Below are 17,946 nucleotides of genomic sequence, written 5' to 3'. Positions count from 1 at the left end.
GCAGTCATGGAACAGATATATAAGCAACACCTTTGGGGCGGAAATACCTTTGATTATTATTCTGGTGAAGGTTCTCATAAAGAAAATATTGCCAAACCATATATCGAAACAGTTTCGGATTTTTTGAAATCACATGACTTAAAACTAAGTGTTTGTGATTTGGGCTGTGGCGATTTTAATATTGGAAAAGAGCTCATTACATATGCTGAGAATTATATCGCTATTGATATCGTAGAATCATTAATTGAAAGAAACAAAGCTCTTTTTCGAGCTGAAAATTTAGAATTTCAGTGCTTAGATATTTCAAAAAACAAATTGCCTAAGGCTGACTGTGTTATTATAAGACAAGTGCTTCAGCACTTATCAAATACTGAAATTCAGCAAATTCTAGAGAAACTAAAAGCTTACAAATACATTATCCTTACGGAGCATTTGCCAGTTGGAGATTTTACACCTAACAAAGACAAAATAGCAAGTCAAGGCATTAGACTAAAACAGCAAAGTGGCGTTGAGATTTTAAAAGCGCCTTTTAATTTTCAGGTTAAAAAAGAAGAATTGCTTCACGAAGTCATCCTAGAAAATGATAAAGGAAAAATTGTGACCACATTATTTACTTTATAGGAATCCAAATTTCTTCCTCATTCACTTTCTGCATGGGATTGTAACTTGAGGGCAATCTTTCAAAGTGAGGTCTAGTATCTAATTCAAATTCAGAATTTGGCAACCATGTAGAATGTATATTTTGCCAATGCTTTATAAATTGAGGAATTGAACCTTCAAAGTCAATTACTAAATATCGACCAGATAAAATGAATAGAGTTTCCATCTTTTTTGGGACTGCATCTAAATGAGTAACCTCTACACCAATCCATTTCTCAAAACCCTCATTTGGATTAAACGTTTTATAATCGAAGTGATTGTAGTGTTGTAATGATAGTGTGTACGTATCTTTTCTAGATGTCACTTCTTTTAGTCTTGGCATGAACTGCCTTGCTAATTGAGGAGTCACCAAATGAATATTATGAAAATTTGCTTCAGCTTTTAAGCCAATTACAAGAATCTCTTCTTTTTCAACTACCTTGTACTTCATCATTTATTTCATTTAGAATCCATAAGTAGTCTTTCCGGTTTTTTACAAAATCCCGCTCAGAAATGTCAATGATTTTTACATTAAGTTCTGTTTGAGATTTTAAAAACTCTAAGTACCCGGAATTTATTTTTTCTAGATATTCGTCCTGTATATCGTTTTCATATTTTCGCCCACGTTTTTTAATATTTTCTTGAAGTCTTTCGGTATTCTGATACAAATAAACATATAAATCGGGCTTGGCAATATCTTTATAAACTTGGTAAAAGAGTTTACGATACAATCGAAACTCATCGTCAGGTAATGTGACTTTAGAGAATATGAGTGATTTATTAACGTCGTAATCACTAACCATAAAATCCTTAAACAAATCAAGCTGAGATAAATCGTCACTGATTTGCTGATAGCGGTCAGCCAAAAAAGACATTTCTAAAGTAAAGGCATAACGCTCAGGTTCTTTGTAAAATTTTGGCAAAAATGCATTATCTGCAAAACGCTCTAATATCAACTTAGCATTAAAATCTTGTGCTATTTTATTTGCTAAACTCGTTTTTCCTGCGCCAATATTCCCCTCAATTGCAATGTAATTATAGTCTTTAAAAGCGTATGATTTACGAGGATTTTTCAGCCAGATATTTATGGGTTCTATTACAGAATCATCATCACACTCCTCTAAAAGCGTCTCTAAAGTTTTGTTTAGCAATGGATGCTCAAATTCTTTCAGGACATCTAACAATGGTTGCAAAACAAACTTCCTGTTTTGAATTTCAGGATGTGGAATCGCCAAATTTTTATCATTAATGACTTCACTTTCATAAAAGATAATATCTAGATCTATTTCTCGCGACTCGTAACCTTCTGCTATTTTTTCTGAACGCCCCAAGTTTTTTTCAATAGCCTGAAGTGCCTGAAGAAGCTTTTTAGGACTAAGGTATGTTTCTACTTTAATACAAGCATTATAGAAATCATCACCTTCAAAACCAAGTGCTGGTGTCTTATAGACCTTAGATAACTTTTTTACCGCACCTATGGTTTCGAAGATGGCATCAACAGCAGATTGCAAGTATTGCAACTTATTGCCCTTATTACTACCAAGTGCTATGTAAACAAGTTTTGATGGTTTCATTGTATAGACAAATTAACTAAAAGAAATATTAATAGATTATCTTTACCTAAACTATTTATTAACCAATTTCGATGCAGTTAAAAGACAAGCTTCTAGCCCAACGTATCTACCTCTTTTTAGGTGCATTATTTATTACCTCTCTTGTAGTTTCTAATCTTATTTTTCAGAAATTCTTTTATTGGTATCCTTTAGATATCGAAATATTTGGCTCTAAGCTTTTTGAAATTTCAGTAGGAATTTTGCCTTATCCAATAACTTTTTTAATCACAGATTTAATTAGTGAAATTTATGGTAAAAAGCGGGCTAATGATATAGTGGTTGCTGGCATTTTTGCGTCTTTCTTTTCTATGCTAATCATTAATGTGGCTAATGCTGTACCTGCCACCTCTTGGGCTCCAGTACAAGATGACACATTTACAACAGTCTTTGGTAGCACTGCTATTGCTGTATTTGCAAGCATGATGGCATATCTTTTAGCTCAATTTGTAGATATTCAGATTTATCATTTTTGGAAGAACCTGACAAAAGGCAAACATCTTTGGCTTCGTAATAACTTTTCTACTTTTTTATCGCAGTTTGTAGATACTGCAACAGTACTAGTATTATTATGCAGTTTTGGTAAGATTGAATGGGATAAATTTTTAGGATTATTAGCCGCAGGATTTATTTTCAAAGTTATCATAGCTGCACTTGATACACCATTTTTATACATAGGCGTATATATATTTAGGAGACGTTTTAAGCTTAAAGTCAATGAAGAAATTGATTTAACGTGATCATTTCTTGGTATTAAATTATTATTAAAATTAGTTGACATCACAACTATTGCATAGAATATTTCGTATTATCTATAGTAATCATTCATATCATTTAATAAGTAATGAAAAAAGTATTCAAGGTTATTGGCATTATTTTACTCATTTTTATAGTGCTCTTAATAAGTATTCCATTCTTTTTAGAATCTAAAATTGATGCAATTGTTCAGAATTATGCTAATGAAAACCTTAATGCAGAGCTAAGTTTTGATGACATTAGCTTAAGCCTCATTAGTAGCTTTCCTAAAGCCGAAGTGAGCATTAAAAACTTAAAAATCAATACACTTGCGCCTTTTGAAGACGAAATATTAGCATCTGCTAAAACCATTTCTTTTGAAATGCCAGTTGGTGAATTACTCAAGGGTTCTGAAGAGCCTTTAACAATTAATGAAATCATTGCAGATGAACTATTGCTAACTTTAAAAACCAATGAAGCAGGTAGCGTAAACTACGATATTGTAAAATCAAAAGATGAAGCAACAAAAACCTCATCAACTCCTTCTGATGCTTTTAGTTTTGACATTGAACATTACGAGCTTAACAATAGCGCGTTTACCTATATTGACCAAGGTGCAAATACCAATCTTTACGCAACAGAAATCAACCATAAAGGCCATGGCATTTTTTCTGGTGGGCTTTCCGAATTAGACACAAATACAGAGGCAAGAATTAGTCTTTCTGTAGACAGCACCGCGTATTTAAATAATAATAGCATAAAACTAGATGCGCTAATTGATTTAGACCTAGAACAAAACACGTATACATTTAAAGACAATAAAGGGTTTATTAATGCACTACCACTTGAATTTCAAGGGTTTGTTCAATTAGTAGAAAAAGGTCAAAACATTGCTATTAGTTTTAAAAATCCCGAAGCTACTTTTAAAGACTTTTTAGCTGTGATTCCTAAGCACTACACAAAAGATATTGCTAATGTAGAAACTACTGGAAATTTCACTGTAAATGGTATTATAAAGGGTCTTATTTCTGATGAAACAATTCCTCAATTAGATATTAATATCAATTCTAATAATGCGTCTTTTAAATATCCTGAATTACCAAAAAAGGTTGAGAACATAATTATTGATGCTTCTATAAAAAACAATACTGGAAATATCGATGATACATTTGTAGATATTAATACACTCAACTTTAAAATTGACGAAGATGTTTTTAAATCTGAAGCACATATAAAACACTTGACTAAAAATATGTTAGTTAATGCTAATCTAGATGGTGTTTTAAATTTGGCAAATATTACAAAAGCCTATCCTGTAGAATTAGACAATCAATTAAGTGGAATTTTAAAAGGAAAACTCAACACTTCCTTTGACATGAACGCTATAGAAACCAATGCATATCAACGCATAAAAAACAACGGAACTGTTTCTATTGAAAATTTTATTTTTTCGTCTGAAGATATTGTAAACCCTATACAAATTAACACTGCCGATTTAAGCCTAAAATCCGGAATGGTAACACTAAACAAGTTTGACGCACAAACAGGAAAAAGTGACTTATACGCTACTGGGATTATTAATAATCTCCTAGGGTTTCTGCTTAGTGATAAAAAGTTGCAAGGTGATTTTAAAGTGACGTCTAACAATTTTGTGATTTCAGATTTTATGGTAGAAGACCAAACAGCTTCAGAAATTTCAAATAAAACGACATCAGATGCCGAGTCATTAAAAATTCCTGATTTCTTGGATTGTGTTATTCATGCTAATGCTCAAAACGTTGTTTACGACAATCTCAATTTAAAAAAAGTAAGTGGAAAATTGAGAATTAAAGACCAAAATGCAAACCTTAGTAACATGACCACAGATGTATTTGATGGTAAACTCGGAATTTCTGGAAATGTCTCTACAAAGGACAAAAAACCAAAATTTGATATGGAGTTGGCTATGCAACAGTTTGATATCTCTCAATCTTTTAAAGAACTTGAACTGCTTAAAGCCTTAGCGCCAATTGCAAAAGTTGTTCAAGGGAAACTAAACTCTACTATTAAATTAAATGGCCTTTTAGATGAAACCTTTTCGCCAGACTTAAGCACAATTTCTGGTAATGCTTTGGCTGAATTATTAACTACGAAGTTATCAACCTCTCAAAGCAAAATTCTCGAAGGATTAGGTTCTAAATTCGATTTTATAGATTTTCAAGACTTAGATTTAAAAGATTTGAAAACAAAATTGAGTTTCGATAATGGTCAAGTTTCAGTAAAACCATTTACTATAAACTATAAAGATATTCCTATAGAAATTTCTGGAACTCATAGTTTATCAAATACTATGAACTATAGTGCTATATTACAAGTACCCGCAACATATTTAGGTAATGATGTTAATAATCTGATTCAGAAAATAAATGATGACAAGATTAATAAGATAACCATTCCAGTAACAGCAACTATTGGTGGCACTTTTACAAAACCAAATATTACAACAGACTTATCTAGTGGTGTTGCAAATCTCACGAAACAGCTTGTTGAGATTCAGAAACAGAAACTAATAGACAAAGGATCGGATAAAATTAATGATTTACTAGGTGGAATTTTAGGTGAAACTCCAACAAAATCTAAAGACTCAACCAAACTCGATTCTTCAACTACAAAACCTAAAGACCCTGTAAAAGATGGTGTAAAATCTATACTTGGCGGACTTTTAAATAAGAAAAAAAAAGCAAAAGACAGTTCAGATAATTAATTACTAGGGACATAGCAAATCAATTTGTATTAAATTATTTGAACATAATTACAGTTATTTAATAAAAGATATTATCTTTGCACACTCTTTAGTAAAATAGACAATAGAATATTACAGATATGATTAAAATAGAAATCAAAGAAGGCGAAAACATTGAAAGAGCTCTTAAAAGATATAAGCGTAAGCACAGAAATGTACAGATTATGCAAAACTTAAGAGAGTCTCGTTATTTTACAAAACCTTCTGTAAAGCGTAGAAGAGAGATTCAAAAAGCGTCTTACATCCAAGGTTTAAGAGATGCAGAAAACATATAAGTTATCTTAATACAGACTTAAAGCGACCAAATTGGTCGCTTTTTTTATGTCCAAACTGTAAGGTTTAAAAAGTGATAGCTACAAAGTTGCTATGATACTTTTATACCTCTTATTAGGAATTATAACATCTATAATTGGTGCATTACCATTAGGTGCTTCTAATATTGTTGTTATAAATACAACCATAAAACAAAACTTGAGGTTAGCAATGAAAATTGCTATAACTGCAGGAATCGCTGAAGTTATACTATCTTATTATGCTTTAAACTACAATATGCTAGTTAAAGATTTTTTCATGAGTCATCAATGGCTTCAAGTTTTAATAGCTATTATTTTATTAGGTGTCGGAGGCTTACTATTCTTCAAAAAAAGTAATTCAAAAAAAGTATCTAAAACCAATAACTCCTTTTTAAAATCTAAATATGCAACAGGTTTTTTCTTAGGCTTATTAAATCCTCCTGTTTTAGTATACTGGTTATTAGTTTATGGAATTATAAATAGCAATGTTGCTATGCTTTCAGTAAAATCTTCAGCAGCTGTACTTATACTATTTTTCTTAGGCGTTTATATAGGTAAAGTTTTTACACTATACATCTATGGAAAGTTTAGTGTTTTTATGGAACGAAAATTTAAGAATGTAAATCTGTTAATAAATAAGGTCACTGGCTCACTTTTGTTTACCGTTGGCATATTGCAATTTATCAAGTTGTATTTTATTTAAATACCTATTTCAACTACCAAACCCTCATTAGCTCTGATATTAAAAACGGTATTGTCTTCAAAAATAAAATACTGCCCTTTTACACCTACTAAATTTCCTGAATACGTGCCTTCTTTTTTAAGATTTAAACTTTTGGGTTTCTCTGGATATTGATGTACTGGAAAATGAAGATGAGTCTCTTCGTTATGCTCAATAAAATAGTCTTTTACTTCAGTAGGAATATGTGATTTTAATCTTTGGCGCCATTCTTTTAAATCCTCATCTTCAATCTCATTCTTTAGCATTTTGCGCCAATTTGTTTTATCCGCAACATAATCTTTCAGAGCAACCTCGGTTATACCAGCTAAATATCTATTTGGCACTTCAACAATTTCTATAGCTTCATGAGCACCTTGATCTATCCAGCGCGTTGGGATTTGAGCCTTCCTTGTAACTCCAACTTTAATATTACTAGAGTTAGCCAGATATACAATATGCGGTTGCAATTGTACTTTCTTTTCGTATTCTATGTCTCGGTCTTCTTTCCCTAAATGCGCGGTACTTAATTCTGGACGCATAATCCAATCTCCTGCATTTGGTGTATCAAAAAAGCAGCTTTTACAAAAGCCTTGACGGTATATTTCTCTATTTAATCCACAATTAAGACATTCACTTCCAACGTAAGTCATAGTTATTGACTTATTAAGTAGCTGATTTACATGAATAAAATCGTTTTTAAAAACTAAATAATATTGAATCGGATTTTGAAATTCCGTCTGCATTTTAGTAAGTACACCTGTGTAAACCATAATAAAAATTTACTATTTTTAAAATCTAAACTTTATATAAAAAAGTTTAAGAATAACCAACTAAACAATCAAATTGCCTTAGTGCATAAAGATAACTAATCCATGCCAATTCCTATTGTAAATTCTATTGCTTCATGGTTTTTAAAAAAGCGATTCCATCAGATTGAATTGTTTTTAAAATACCCACATGATGTACAAAACGAATTGCTTTTTGGCCTATTAAAAACAGCTAAGGATACCGAAATTGGTAAAACATATGATTTTGCTTCGATTAAATCTTATGAAGATTTTAGCCAGCGTTTGCCAGTGGTAAACTACGAGGCTATCCAACCACAAATAGAACGTTCGCGTCTTGGAGAACAAAATATTTTTTGGCCTGGTCCTATAAAATGGTTTGCTAAATCTAGTGGCACAACTAATGCAAAAAGCAAATTTATTCCTGTGAGCACAGATTCTCTAGAAGAATGTCATTATGCAGCTGGTAAAGATTTGTTATGCATGTACCTTAACAACAATCCTGAATCTCAATTGTTTACCGGAAAGAGTTTGAGGCTTGGAGGAAGCAAAGAGTTATACAAAGAAAATGGAACTGTTTTCGGAGATTTATCAGCAATATTAATTGATAATATGCCTTTTTGGGCTGAGTTTAGTAGCACTCCAAGTAGTAAAGTATCGTTGATGAGTGAATGGGAAACTAAAATCCAAGCTATTGTTGATGAAACCATAAATGAAAATGTAACAAGCTTAGCTGGTGTACCATCTTGGATGCTAGTTCTTCTAAATAATGTTTTAGAAGAAACAAAAAAAGATAACCTTTTTGATATCTGGCCTAATCTCGAAGTTTACTTTCATGGCGGTGTAAGTTTCAATCCTTATATAGAGCAATACCGATCTATTCTTCCTAAGAAGTCATTTAAATATTATGAAATTTACAATGCCTCTGAAGGCTTTTTTGCTATTCAGGATCAAAACTATTCTGGCGATTTACTTTTGATGCTTGACTATGGTATTTTTTATGAATTTATTCCGATGGATACCTATGGAACAAAAGAACAGAAAGTAATTCCATTGAGTGAAGTTAAACTCAATACCAACTATGCTGTAATCATAACCACTAATGCTGGACTTTGGCGTTATAAAATTGGTGATACTGTAAGGTTTGTAAGTCTAAATCCATATAGAATTAAAGTCTCTGGACGCACCAAACATCATATCAATGCTTTTGGAGAAGAATTAATCATTGAAAATGCAGAAGATGCTCTTAAAAAAGTATGTAAACGCACTGGTGCAGAAATTGTGGATTACACTGCCGCACCCATATTTATGAAAGGTAAAGAAAAAGGTGCTCATGAATGGTTAATTGAGTTTAAAAAACCTCCTGAATGTATAGGCTATTTTTCAGAATTGTTTGACAATGCTTTAAAGTCTTTAAACTCTGATTATGAAGCCAAGCGCTACAATAACATGACGTTAAATAAACCTACTATACATCAAGCACGTCATAATTTATTTTACGATTGGCTAAAACAGAATGATAAATTAGGTGGCCAACATAAGGTCCCAAGATTATCTAACACTAGAGATTATATTGATGAGTTACTTTCGTTAAATTCTTAGTGCGCTTAATCGTTAAAATTTGCATTCAAAAAATCTATACCGAATAATCTTGTAACTTATCTAAAATGATTTGATTACAAATAAGTTGAACCTATTTTCACGTCAAAATACGAACCGCTTATATTATAAGTTAATTAATCCAAAAATAAAAAACCCATGAATTATCATGGGTTTTTAGTTTTTATATCATTAAAGAAAATTTAGGATACAGCCTTTAATTTCTTTAAGGTAGATTTAGTAAGTTTTTCCTCTGCATAAGTTTTTGTAACATTAAGCTTAGTTTCGTCAGAACCTGGTAGATTAAACATTGCATCAGTTAGTATTTCTTCGCAAAGCGAACGCAATCCACGAGCACCTAACTTATATTCAATAGCTTTATTTACAATAAATTCGAGTGCCCCATCGGTGATACTTAACTCAACATCATCCATTTTAAACAATTTTTTATATTGTTTTACTATGGCATTTTTTGGCTCGGTTAAAATTGCTCTTAACGTTTTAGCGTCTAATGGATCCATATGAGTTAATACAGGTAAACGACCTATAATTTCAGGTATTAGTCCAAAGTCCTTTAAGTCTCTTGGAATGATATATTGGAGTATATTATCATTATCTACATTATCATCAGAATTTATAGAACTGTAACCAATAGCTTGCATATTCAAGCGCTTGGTAATGACACGCTCAATACCATCGAAAGCACCTCCAGCAATAAATAAAATATGCTCAGTATTGACCTCAATGAATTTTTGATCAGGATGTTTACGCCCTCCTTTTGGCGGAACGTTAACGACTGTCCCCTCTAACAATTTTAATAATGCTTGCTGAACACCTTCACCTGAAACATCTCTAGTTATTGAAGGATTATCACTCTTACGGGCAATCTTATCTATCTCATCTATAAAGACAATGCCTCGCTCAGCTTTCTCTAAATTATAATCTGCAGCTTGAAGTAAACGTGTTAAAATACTTTCGACATCTTCACCAACATAACCAGCCTCAGTTAATACTGTAGCATCAACAATTGCTAGAGGTACATTAAGCATCCTAGCTACAGTTTTTGCCATAAGAGTTTTACCAGTACCTGTTTGCCCAACCATGATAATATTACTCTTTTGGATTTCGATATCATCATCCGTCGGTGGTTGCAATAATCTTTTATAGTGGTTATAAACCGCAACAGACATCACGCGTTTGGTGTATTCTTGCCCAATAATATACTCATCTAAAAACGCCTTTATTTCTTTTGGCTTTTTTAGCATTAACTCTGCATTAAGCTCAGCACTTGTGCCTTGCTTGGACTCTTCGATTACGATACCATTTGCTTGTGTAATACAACGATCACAAATATGCGCATCTAATCCAGCAATAAGCAAATTGGTTTCTGGCTTTTTCCTACCACAAAACGAACATTCTAATTCTTCCTTTGCCATAATCTTGTATTTCTAAATTTAGTTTAGAAATCTTTTGTCGTTATTAGTCTTTTTTACTTTCTCCCTAAAACCTCATCAATCATACCATACTCTAAAGCTTCTGATGATGTCATCCAGTAATCACGATCAGAATCCTTTTCAACTTGCTCGTATGTTTTACCAGAATGGTTAGAAATAATATCGTATAATTCTTTTTTCACTTTTAACGTTTCACGTACTGCAATTTCCATATCTGAAACTTGACCTTGAGTACCACTCATTGGTTGATGAATCATAACTCTTGAATGCTTTAACGCTGAACGCTTACCATCATGACCAGCACATAATAATACCGCTGCCATTGATGCTGCTATACCAGTGCAAATTGTCGCGACGTCTGGTTTTATAAACTGCATAGTATCATAAATACCTAAACCTGCATACACAGAGCCTCCAGGAGAATTGATATAGATTTGAACATCTTTAGAAGCATCTACACTCTGCAAGAATAGTAATTGCGCTTGAATAATATTAGCCACTTGATCATTAACACCTGTGCCTAAAAATATAATGCGATCCATCATTAAACGTGAGAACACATCAAAAATAGCAATATTCATCTGACGCTCTTCTATAATGTTTGGCGTCAAATTGGTAGGATACATACTTTCTATAATCTTACTATAATAATTACTGTTTATTCCTTGATCTTTGGTAGCAAATTTTTCAAATTCTTTTCCGAAATCCATATTTTAAATTCTGTTTATCGTTAAATTAATAAGGCGCAAAATCTATAGATTTTACGCCTTAAAGATACAATTTATATTACTAAATGATTAACTGTAAAATTCTTTTACAAAATCATCATAAGTAATCTCTTTTGTTTTAAGATTAGCTTCGGTTTTATATAATTCTAAAAGCTTTTGACTCATTAGTTGCTCAGACAAACGCTTAACTTCATCTTGGTTAGATAAGATTCGCGCTGCGATATCTTCTAATTCTTTTTCTGATGGATTCATCTGACCAAACTGTGCCATTTGACCTTTAATCATTTCCATAGCATAGGCTTTTAAATCTTCAAACTGAACTTGAAGCTTATGATCAGCAATTAGTTTCCCTTCTATTAACTGATAGCGCATGCTTTTTTCAGACTTTTCGTATTCTTCTTTTGCTTGTTCTACAGTCATTTCTTCTTCACCGGCAGTTTGCATCCATTTTTGCAAAAATTCTGCTGGTAAATCAAACTTTGTATTATCTACTAAATACTCAGTTACGTCATTTAATAATTTTTGATCACCTTGCTGTGAAAATTGCTTTTCAGAATCTTCTTTGATTTTTGCTTTTAATTCAGTCACAGAAGTTACAGTTCCTTTCCCAAATAACTTATCGAATAACTCTTGGTCTAAATCTGCTAATTCTCTCTCGTTGATTTCAGAAACTTCAAAAGTAACTTCTACATTCAAGTCATGAGCATCATCATGAGACACTTTTAAGAATGTCATCAAATCATGTGCGTCATTAAAAAGATTCTTCGTTTTTACAGTAATAACGTCACCTACTTTAGCACCGATAAATTTCTTTGGGTTTGTTTTTCCTTTTAATTTATCTAAAGTGATTGTTGCTACATTATCAATACCAGCATCTTCGTTAGTAAACTTTCCTGTAATTTCTGAAGCTTCAGTTGCTTCAGTCTGAGAAATTATTTTACCGTATTGTTTTTGGATATGCTTAACTTGATTGTCAATCATCTTATCATCAGCAACAATATTATAGTGTGTAATTGCTTTTTTACCTTTAAGCTTTACATCGAACTTTGGTGCTAAACCTAGCTCAAACTCAAAAGAAAAATCATCTGAATTCCAATCTAAATCATCTTGTGCTTTTGGCAAAGGGTTACCTAAAACATCTAGTTTTTCTTCAACTAAGTATTTACCAATAGCATCTTGTAATAATTTATTGACTTCATCTACCAAAACAGCTTGCCCGTATTGTTTTTTGACCATACCCATCGGCACATGTCCTTTTCTAAAACCAGGAATGTTTGCTGTTTTACGGTAATCTGATAATATTTTTTCTACTTTATCACTGTAATCCGCTTTAGCGATATCTACTTTTACAACTGCGTTTAACGCATCGATGTCTTCTCTTGTAATATTCATTGTAATACAATCTAAAATTGGGGTGCAAAAATACACATTTTTTTGCAACACAGCAATAGTTTTAAGCTATTGATTTTTAGTTCTTTTCTCGTCTTTTAATAATGAATGTAATATAGATTGAAGCACAGATAAAAGAATACTAAAAAGTGCGGCTGTCCATATACCATTTACAGTAAAACCATCTATTAATTTATCAGCCAAAATTATAATTATAGCGTTAACAATAAGAAGAAATAACCCTAATGTAAGTATGGTTATTGGTAATGTTAAGACGATTAAGATAGGCTTTACGAGAACATTTAATATTGACAAAACTACTGCCACAATAATAGCTGTTGTGTATGTATCTACATTTACACCACTTAATAATTTTGATAAGGCAACTACAGCTAATGCATTAAGTAAAAGTTTAATTATTAGTTTCATAATCAATGTGTTTTAAGCTTTTTTAAAAACAAGAATATCTTGATATTCGGTTTTACTATTATCCGCATTTTGTCCTTTCCAAAAACCATCAATAATTTCTACAAATTCTAGATTGGCTTGTTCTAGCATTTGCACAATCTTAGTTTTATGAATAGCAATATTACCAGATTTTACACTTTCATTCATTAACCTGTAGTCTCCATTTTTATACGGGAAATTAAAATCTTTTTGAGAAGAAATCTGTTCTTCATCAGTTTCATCATAAAAAAAGAAGGTTGAAAAACATTGCCCCCCAGGTTTTAAAACTCTATATATTTCATGAAAGTAATGCTGAATTTCATCTATCTGCATATGTGTAAATAAGGAAACTGAAAATACTTTTGAAAATGATGCGTCTTTATAAGGAAACTCAAATTCCGTAGCTTTCAATTCTGATGTATTGTACAAATCATTAAATATAGATACATACTTAAAATTAAAGTTCGAAAAATCTTTACCTAAGCCTTTATTACACCAATCGACACCTTGCCTCACAACATCAAAACCATCATATGAGCCTTCACTATTTAAATATGTAGAAAGTGCTATTGCAGATCGACCAACACCACTTCCAATATCCAGGACACTATCATTAGGTTGCAAATCTATAAACAGTTTTAAATGCTTTAAATGAAGCAGTCCCTGTCTAATGTATTGATTTGCATTGGCGGGTGAGCCTGTATAAATCTGCCCTCTAGGTGGCACATATTTATTAGTTTTTCCTGATAATTTGTCTATAATATCCACAGGATAATAATACACTCGACGAATCCAAAAACGTTGACGTGAAGACAATCCATACCAAAAATCTCTTAAAAACTGAGGTTTACCCATAACAGTTAGCAATTTACATTTTTATAAATTGAACTACAGCATTATAAAATGCTTTAGGATTTTCTGCATGCAACCAATGACCAGCATTACTTATGGTTTCAATTTTAGCATCTGTAAAATGACGATGAATTAAGACTTCATCCAATTCACCAATATATTCAGACTTATCACCTCGTAAAAAAAGTGTTGGTTTAGAAAATGTTGCATGTACAGACAATGCTTCACCAACCTCAGATACGTTTTCTTTTAAGACTGTTAGGTTAATTCGCAATCCCAATTGCCCTTTCTCTACCCAATACAGGTTTTTTAATAAAAACATTCGAGTCCCAATCTCGTGAACATAGTCTGCAAGAACTTTATCTGCTTCTCCTCGGGTTTTAATTATTGAAAAATCTAGATTTGTGAGGCCTTCTAAAATCGTATCATGATGAATAGGATAATAACGTGGTGATATGTCAGCAACAATTAGTCGATTAACGTATTCAGGATATTTAGTTGCAAAACTCATAGCTGTTTTTCCGCCCATAGAATGTCCTAAGAGGATAATATCTTTAAGATGATGAGCATCACAATAGGCTTTTAAATCTTCAACCATTAATTCGTAATCAAAATCCTCTGAATGAAAACTACGCCCATGATTACGTTGATCAACAAGGTGCATTTCGTAATCAAGTTCAGCAAATTGACGAGAGAGAGTTTTCCAATTATCGCCCATTCCTAAAAACCCATGTAGAATTATAAAGGGTTTTCCACTACCAAAAGCATTACCGTGCAAAATCATGATAGACGGTGTAAATACATTTGTACAACATTCTCAATCCCAAGATAAAGGCTCTCAGAAATTAAAGCATGACCTATGGAAACTTCTAATAAACCTTCAATATTTTCTTTAAAAAATTTAATATTCTCCAGAGATAAATCGTGACCTGCATTAACACCCAAACCTAATGTATTAGCAAGTTGAGCGCATTCAGCATAAGGCTTTATAGCATCTTTATTACCTAATCCGTATTGATACGCATAAGCTTCAGTATACAATTCAATTCTATCAGTTCCAGTTTCTTTTGCACCTTCGATTTGATGTAAATCAGGGTCGACAAAAATTGACGTTCTTATACCATTTCTTTTAAATTCTGAAATAACTTCCACTAAAAAGTCTTTATGTTTTATGGTATCCCAACCAGTATTTGAAGTAATTGCATCTATACTATCCGGAACCAATGTCACCTGCGTAGGTTTTGTCCCTAATACCAAATCTATGAATTTAGGAATAGGATTACCTTCGATATTGTACTCCGTATGCACAATAGGTTTTAAATCATAGGCATCTTGATAACGGATATGTCGCTCATCAGGACGTGGGTGGATAGTGACGCCTTCAGCACCAAAACGTTGAACATCCTTGGCAAACTGAACCACATTTGGCAAATCGCCTCCCCTACTATTTCTGAGCGTTGCAATTTTATTAATATTAACACTAAGCTTTGTCATTTCTATAGGATTTAAGAGACAAAAATACAAAGTAGAACACGCTTTTTATGGTTATTTTTAATTAATTTGCAGAACCTTAGAGAAACGATTTATGCAGTTACAGAATTACATTATAAACGATATAAAACCTCTGAATATCAACGATACAATTGGCGATATACAGTTGCTTTTTAATCAATTGACGTATTCTCACATACCTATTGAGAAGGACGGTGTTTATATAGGTTGCATACCAGAAACTGATGCACATTGCTTTGAATCAAAAAAAATAATTTCGGATTGCAGTTACACTGCCGAAGGCTTTTTTGTCCGTACGACTACCAATTGGCTAGATGTTCTTGAAGCTTTTGCTCAAAACAATAGTAACATCATGCCCGTTTTAAATCTTGAAAACAAATATTTGGGGTATTATGAGCTTAATGATATTATTCATCTCTTTAATGAAACGCCATTTTTTTCAGAACCTGGCGGTATATTAATTGTCGAAAAAGGGATACAAGACTATTCGTTTAGTGAAATAAGCCAGATTGTAGAATCTAATGACGCTAAGTTACTCGGTGCTTTTATTTCTAAAATTGAAAATGATGTTGCTCAAATCACTCTAAAGATTGGTAACACCAGCCTAAATGATGTCACACAAACGTTTAGACGTTATAGTTACAATATTATAGCTGGACATGATGATGACACCTACATTAAAAGCTTAAAAGACCGCTCAAAATATTTGGATAAGTACTTAAACATTTAAGTTATGAAAGTTGCCATTTATGGTCAAAATTATCAGAACGACAACAATCAAAAAGCTTTTGAGGTTCTTGTCAACGCATTAAAAAATTATAAGACTGACGTTTTTATTGAGTCTCAATTTCTAAAAATTCAAAAAGAGGTATTTCATAACGACTGGTCTTTTGGCATATTTACCGAGCTTGACAATTCATATGACTTATTAATTAGTATCGGTGGTGATGGCACCATTTTAAGAGCCATTACTTATGTAAGAGATTTAGACATTCCAATTGTTGGTATTAATACTGGCAGGTTAGGCTTTTTAGCAACTGTCCAAACTAACGAAATTGAAGATGCACTATCTGATATTTTTGAAAATAAATACAAAATATCTGAACGCTCTTTACTTTCTGTAGATGTCTCTCCAGAGAATAACTTGGTTACAGAAACTAACTTTGCATTGAATGAAGTGACCATCAGTAGAAAAAACACCACTTCAATGATTACTGTAGAAACGCATCTAAATGAAGAATATTTAACATCGTATTGGGCTGATGGCCTCATATTATCCACACCAACAGGTTCTACAGGTTATTCTTTAAGTTGTGGTGGACCTGTAATTTCGCCAAGTGCGCAAAGCTTTGTTTTAACACCAATAGCACCTCACAACCTTAATGCTAGACCCTTGGTAATACCAGACCACACCTCTGTTAGACTAAAAGTTAATGGTAGAGAAAATCAATTTTTACTATCATTAGATTCAAGAATAATCACACTCCCAAATACAGCTTCAGTTAAAATTGAGAAAGCACCATTTCATATTAAAATGGTAGAACTTTTAAATGAAAGTTTTATTGATACTCTAAGAAAAAAAATGCTTTGGGGAGAAGATCGCAGGAATTAAACAATAAATGCCCGTAAATACTGTTTTCTGTAATACAATTTGTATCAAATTGTTATAGAGTAATCTTAATTGTTATATTTGCAAACTTTTAAAAATTTATGAGGTATCTACTGCTGTTTTTATTAAGTGTATTTGGTAGCCAAATCACTAATGCTCAAATTTATGAGTTTGGTATATTTGCTGGTGGGAGTAATTTCATTGGAGATGTTGGAGCAACCAACTATATATCTCCAAATCAGTTAGCTTTAGGTGGTATTGTAAAATGGAACAGAAGTCCAAGACATGCTTTTAGAGCTTCGCTTACGTATACAAACCTAAAAGTAGAAGACAGTAAATCGGATGACCCTAGACGTATTCAACGTGGTTACGGTTTTAAAAATGGATTACTAGAAGCCTCTTTAGGGATTGAGTTTACGTTCTTTGATTGGGATTTACATGAGTTAACCCTAAAAGGCACTCCATATTTATATACTGGAATATCTACAGCACGCCATGAGAATTTTTTCTTTGATAATAATGGTACTCTAACCCAAGAAAATACCTCTAGTTGGGCATATGGTATCCCCATGGTTCTTGGTTATAAGCAAGTGATAAGTCCACACTTTATTTTGGCTGCAGAAATTGGTGCGCGCTTTACTTTTTCGGATGAATTAGATGGCAGTGTACCTGATGCAGGTTCTAGAGAACAATTTAGCTTTGGAAATACCAATAGTAATGACTGGTATGTTTTTTCAGGAATTACCTTAACTTACACCTTTGGACAGAAACCCTGTTATTGCGACTTTTAA

Annotated in this window: 19 protein-coding genes; 9 read left to right on the top strand and 10 right to left on the bottom strand. The window is 32.4% G+C overall.

Annotation, left to right across the window (positions count from 1 at the left end; genetic code table 11):
* Positions 1-6 precede the first annotated feature (6 nt).
* The gene (locus tag IEV10_RS04635) at positions 7-621 is read left to right on the top strand and encodes a class I SAM-dependent methyltransferase (RefSeq protein WP_188374190.1); all 615 of its coding nucleotides are present in this window, start codon (positions 7-9) and stop codon (positions 619-621) included.
* Here the strand turns inward: IEV10_RS04635 and IEV10_RS04630 are convergent.
* Complete coding sequence (locus tag IEV10_RS04630) at positions 611-1,093, bottom strand: GyrI-like domain-containing protein (RefSeq protein ID WP_229719590.1); 483 nt, start codon at positions 1,091-1,093, stop codon at positions 611-613. The two genes, IEV10_RS04635 and IEV10_RS04630, sit on opposite strands and share 11 nt — an antisense overlap.
* Positions 1,071-2,213, bottom strand: coding sequence for a 2-amino-4-hydroxy-6-hydroxymethyldihydropteridine diphosphokinase (folK, locus tag IEV10_RS04625; RefSeq protein WP_188373518.1), 1,143 nt, complete (start codon positions 2,211-2,213; stop codon positions 1,071-1,073). Before folK ends, IEV10_RS04630 begins: the two co-directional genes overlap by 23 nt.
* Before the next feature lie 71 nt (positions 2,214-2,284).
* Here folK and IEV10_RS04620 point away from each other — a divergent pair, with 71 nt between their 5' ends.
* The 4 genes from IEV10_RS04620 (at position 2,285) to IEV10_RS04605 (ending at position 6,762) form a co-directional block, all read left to right on the top strand.
* Positions 2,285-2,989, top strand: coding sequence for a queuosine precursor transporter (locus tag IEV10_RS04620; protein WP_188373517.1), 705 nt, complete (start codon positions 2,285-2,287; stop codon positions 2,987-2,989).
* Positions 2,990-3,093: 104 nt separating this feature from the next.
* A complete protein-coding gene (locus IEV10_RS04615) occupies positions 3,094-5,727 on the top strand; it encodes an AsmA family protein (RefSeq protein ID WP_188373516.1) in 2,634 nt (877 codons plus the stop codon).
* A gap of 119 nt (positions 5,728-5,846) precedes the next feature.
* Complete coding sequence (rpsU, locus tag IEV10_RS04610; protein ID WP_087491986.1) at positions 5,847-6,041, top strand: 30S ribosomal protein S21; 195 nt, start codon at positions 5,847-5,849, stop codon at positions 6,039-6,041.
* Between the two features lie 91 nt (positions 6,042-6,132).
* A complete protein-coding gene (locus tag IEV10_RS04605) occupies positions 6,133-6,762 on the top strand; it encodes a LysE family transporter (protein ID WP_188373515.1) in 630 nt (209 codons plus the stop codon).
* Here the strand turns inward: IEV10_RS04605 and IEV10_RS04600 are convergent.
* Positions 6,759-7,550, bottom strand: coding sequence for a DUF2797 domain-containing protein (locus IEV10_RS04600; RefSeq protein ID WP_188373514.1), 792 nt, complete (start codon positions 7,548-7,550; stop codon positions 6,759-6,761). The two genes, IEV10_RS04605 and IEV10_RS04600, sit on opposite strands and share 4 nt — an antisense overlap.
* Before the next feature lie 102 nt (positions 7,551-7,652).
* Between IEV10_RS04600 and IEV10_RS04595 the strand changes: the two genes are divergently transcribed.
* Positions 7,653-9,167, top strand: coding sequence for a GH3 auxin-responsive promoter family protein (locus IEV10_RS04595; RefSeq protein ID WP_188373513.1), 1,515 nt, complete (start codon positions 7,653-7,655; stop codon positions 9,165-9,167).
* Positions 9,168-9,367: 200 nt separating this feature from the next.
* On the opposite strand, the gene clpX is transcribed toward IEV10_RS04595, so the two are convergent.
* The 7 genes from clpX to IEV10_RS04560 all read right to left on the bottom strand — a co-directional run bounded on the left by clpX (position 9,368) and on the right by IEV10_RS04560 (position 15,528).
* Complete coding sequence (clpX, locus tag IEV10_RS04590) at positions 9,368-10,600, bottom strand: ATP-dependent Clp protease ATP-binding subunit ClpX (RefSeq protein ID WP_188373512.1); 1,233 nt, start codon at positions 10,598-10,600, stop codon at positions 9,368-9,370.
* 53 nt (positions 10,601-10,653) lie between these two features.
* A complete protein-coding gene (clpP, locus tag IEV10_RS04585) occupies positions 10,654-11,328 on the bottom strand; it encodes an ATP-dependent Clp endopeptidase proteolytic subunit ClpP (protein ID WP_188373511.1) in 675 nt (224 codons plus the stop codon).
* 87 nt (positions 11,329-11,415) lie between these two features.
* On the bottom strand, positions 11,416-12,738 hold the full coding sequence (gene tig / locus IEV10_RS04580) for a trigger factor (RefSeq protein ID WP_188373510.1): 1,323 nt from the start codon (positions 12,736-12,738) through the stop codon (positions 11,416-11,418).
* Positions 12,739-12,804: 66 nt separating this feature from the next.
* Positions 12,805-13,164: a phage holin family protein gene (locus tag IEV10_RS04575; RefSeq protein ID WP_188373509.1), complete on the bottom strand. Its 360-nt coding sequence runs from the start codon at positions 13,162-13,164 to the stop codon at positions 12,805-12,807.
* A gap of 12 nt (positions 13,165-13,176) precedes the next feature.
* Positions 13,177-14,037, bottom strand: a complete 861-nt coding sequence (locus IEV10_RS04570; RefSeq protein WP_229719587.1) for a class I SAM-dependent methyltransferase — start codon at positions 14,035-14,037, stop codon at positions 13,177-13,179.
* 13 nt (positions 14,038-14,050) lie between these two features.
* The gene (locus IEV10_RS04565; RefSeq protein WP_188373508.1) at positions 14,051-14,818 is read right to left on the bottom strand and encodes an alpha/beta fold hydrolase; all 768 of its coding nucleotides are present in this window, start codon (positions 14,816-14,818) and stop codon (positions 14,051-14,053) included.
* Positions 14,815-15,528, bottom strand: a complete 714-nt coding sequence (locus IEV10_RS04560) for a pyridoxine 5'-phosphate synthase (RefSeq protein ID WP_188373507.1) — start codon at positions 15,526-15,528, stop codon at positions 14,815-14,817. Before IEV10_RS04560 ends, IEV10_RS04565 begins: the two co-directional genes overlap by 4 nt.
* Positions 15,529-15,619: 91 nt before the next feature.
* On the opposite strand from IEV10_RS04560, the gene IEV10_RS04555 reads away from it, so the two are divergent.
* From IEV10_RS04555 to porG, 3 genes are all read left to right on the top strand, one after another.
* Positions 15,620-16,276: a CBS domain-containing protein gene (locus tag IEV10_RS04555; RefSeq protein WP_188373506.1), complete on the top strand. Its 657-nt coding sequence runs from the start codon at positions 15,620-15,622 to the stop codon at positions 16,274-16,276.
* Positions 16,277-16,279: 3 nt separating this feature from the next.
* Positions 16,280-17,158: an NAD kinase gene (locus tag IEV10_RS04550; protein WP_188373505.1), complete on the top strand. Its 879-nt coding sequence runs from the start codon at positions 16,280-16,282 to the stop codon at positions 17,156-17,158.
* Between the two features lie 98 nt (positions 17,159-17,256).
* The gene (gene porG, locus IEV10_RS04545) at positions 17,257-17,946 is read left to right on the top strand and encodes a type IX secretion system protein PorG (protein WP_188373504.1); all 690 of its coding nucleotides are present in this window, start codon (positions 17,257-17,259) and stop codon (positions 17,944-17,946) included.

The organism is Winogradskyella haliclonae, from assembly GCF_014635865.1.
GTDB lineage: Bacteria > Bacteroidota > Bacteroidia > Flavobacteriales > Flavobacteriaceae > Winogradskyella > Winogradskyella haliclonae.
Note: the sequence above shows the minus strand (reverse complement) of the source record. Positions and strands in the feature narration are given on the sequence as shown.

Excerpts from the sequence above, each read along its gene's own strand:
- folK (WP_188373518.1), bottom strand. The coding sequence starts at position 2,213 with ATGAAACCATCAAAACTTGTTTACATAGCACTTGGTAGTAATAAGGGC.
- IEV10_RS04615 (WP_188373516.1), top strand. The coding sequence starts at position 3,094 with ATGAAAAAAGTATTCAAGGTTATTGGCATTATTTTACTCATTTTTATA.
- clpP (WP_188373511.1), bottom strand. The coding sequence starts at position 11,328 with ATGGATTTCGGAAAAGAATTTGAAAAATTTGCTACCAAAGATCAAGGA.
- rpsU (WP_087491986.1), top strand. The coding sequence starts at position 5,847 with ATGATTAAAATAGAAATCAAAGAAGGCGAAAACATTGAAAGAGCTCTT.
- IEV10_RS04550 (WP_188373505.1), top strand. The coding sequence starts at position 16,280 with ATGAAAGTTGCCATTTATGGTCAAAATTATCAGAACGACAACAATCAA.
- clpX (WP_188373512.1), bottom strand. The coding sequence starts at position 10,600 with ATGGCAAAGGAAGAATTAGAATGTTCGTTTTGTGGTAGGAAAAAGCCA.
- porG (WP_188373504.1), top strand. The coding sequence starts at position 17,257 with ATGAGGTATCTACTGCTGTTTTTATTAAGTGTATTTGGTAGCCAAATC.
- IEV10_RS04555 (WP_188373506.1), top strand. The coding sequence starts at position 15,620 with ATGCAGTTACAGAATTACATTATAAACGATATAAAACCTCTGAATATC.
- IEV10_RS04630 (WP_229719590.1), bottom strand. The coding sequence starts at position 1,093 with ATGATGAAGTACAAGGTAGTTGAAAAAGAAGAGATTCTTGTAATTGGC.
- IEV10_RS04570 (WP_229719587.1), bottom strand. The coding sequence starts at position 14,037 with ATGGGTAAACCTCAGTTTTTAAGAGATTTTTGGTATGGATTGTCTTCA.
- IEV10_RS04560 (WP_188373507.1), bottom strand. The coding sequence starts at position 15,528 with ATGACAAAGCTTAGTGTTAATATTAATAAAATTGCAACGCTCAGAAAT.
- IEV10_RS04620 (WP_188373517.1), top strand. The coding sequence starts at position 2,285 with ATGCAGTTAAAAGACAAGCTTCTAGCCCAACGTATCTACCTCTTTTTA.
- tig (WP_188373510.1), bottom strand. The coding sequence starts at position 12,738 with ATGAATATTACAAGAGAAGACATCGATGCGTTAAACGCAGTTGTAAAA.
- IEV10_RS04575 (WP_188373509.1), bottom strand. The coding sequence starts at position 13,164 with ATGAAACTAATAATTAAACTTTTACTTAATGCATTAGCTGTAGTTGCC.
- IEV10_RS04635 (WP_188374190.1), top strand. The coding sequence starts at position 7 with ATGGAACAGATATATAAGCAACACCTTTGGGGCGGAAATACCTTTGAT.
- IEV10_RS04600 (WP_188373514.1), bottom strand. The coding sequence starts at position 7,550 with ATGGTTTACACAGGTGTACTTACTAAAATGCAGACGGAATTTCAAAAT.
- IEV10_RS04565 (WP_188373508.1), bottom strand. The coding sequence starts at position 14,818 with ATGATTTTGCACGGTAATGCTTTTGGTAGTGGAAAACCCTTTATAATT.
- IEV10_RS04605 (WP_188373515.1), top strand. The coding sequence starts at position 6,133 with ATGATACTTTTATACCTCTTATTAGGAATTATAACATCTATAATTGGT.
- IEV10_RS04595 (WP_188373513.1), top strand. The coding sequence starts at position 7,653 with ATGCCAATTCCTATTGTAAATTCTATTGCTTCATGGTTTTTAAAAAAG.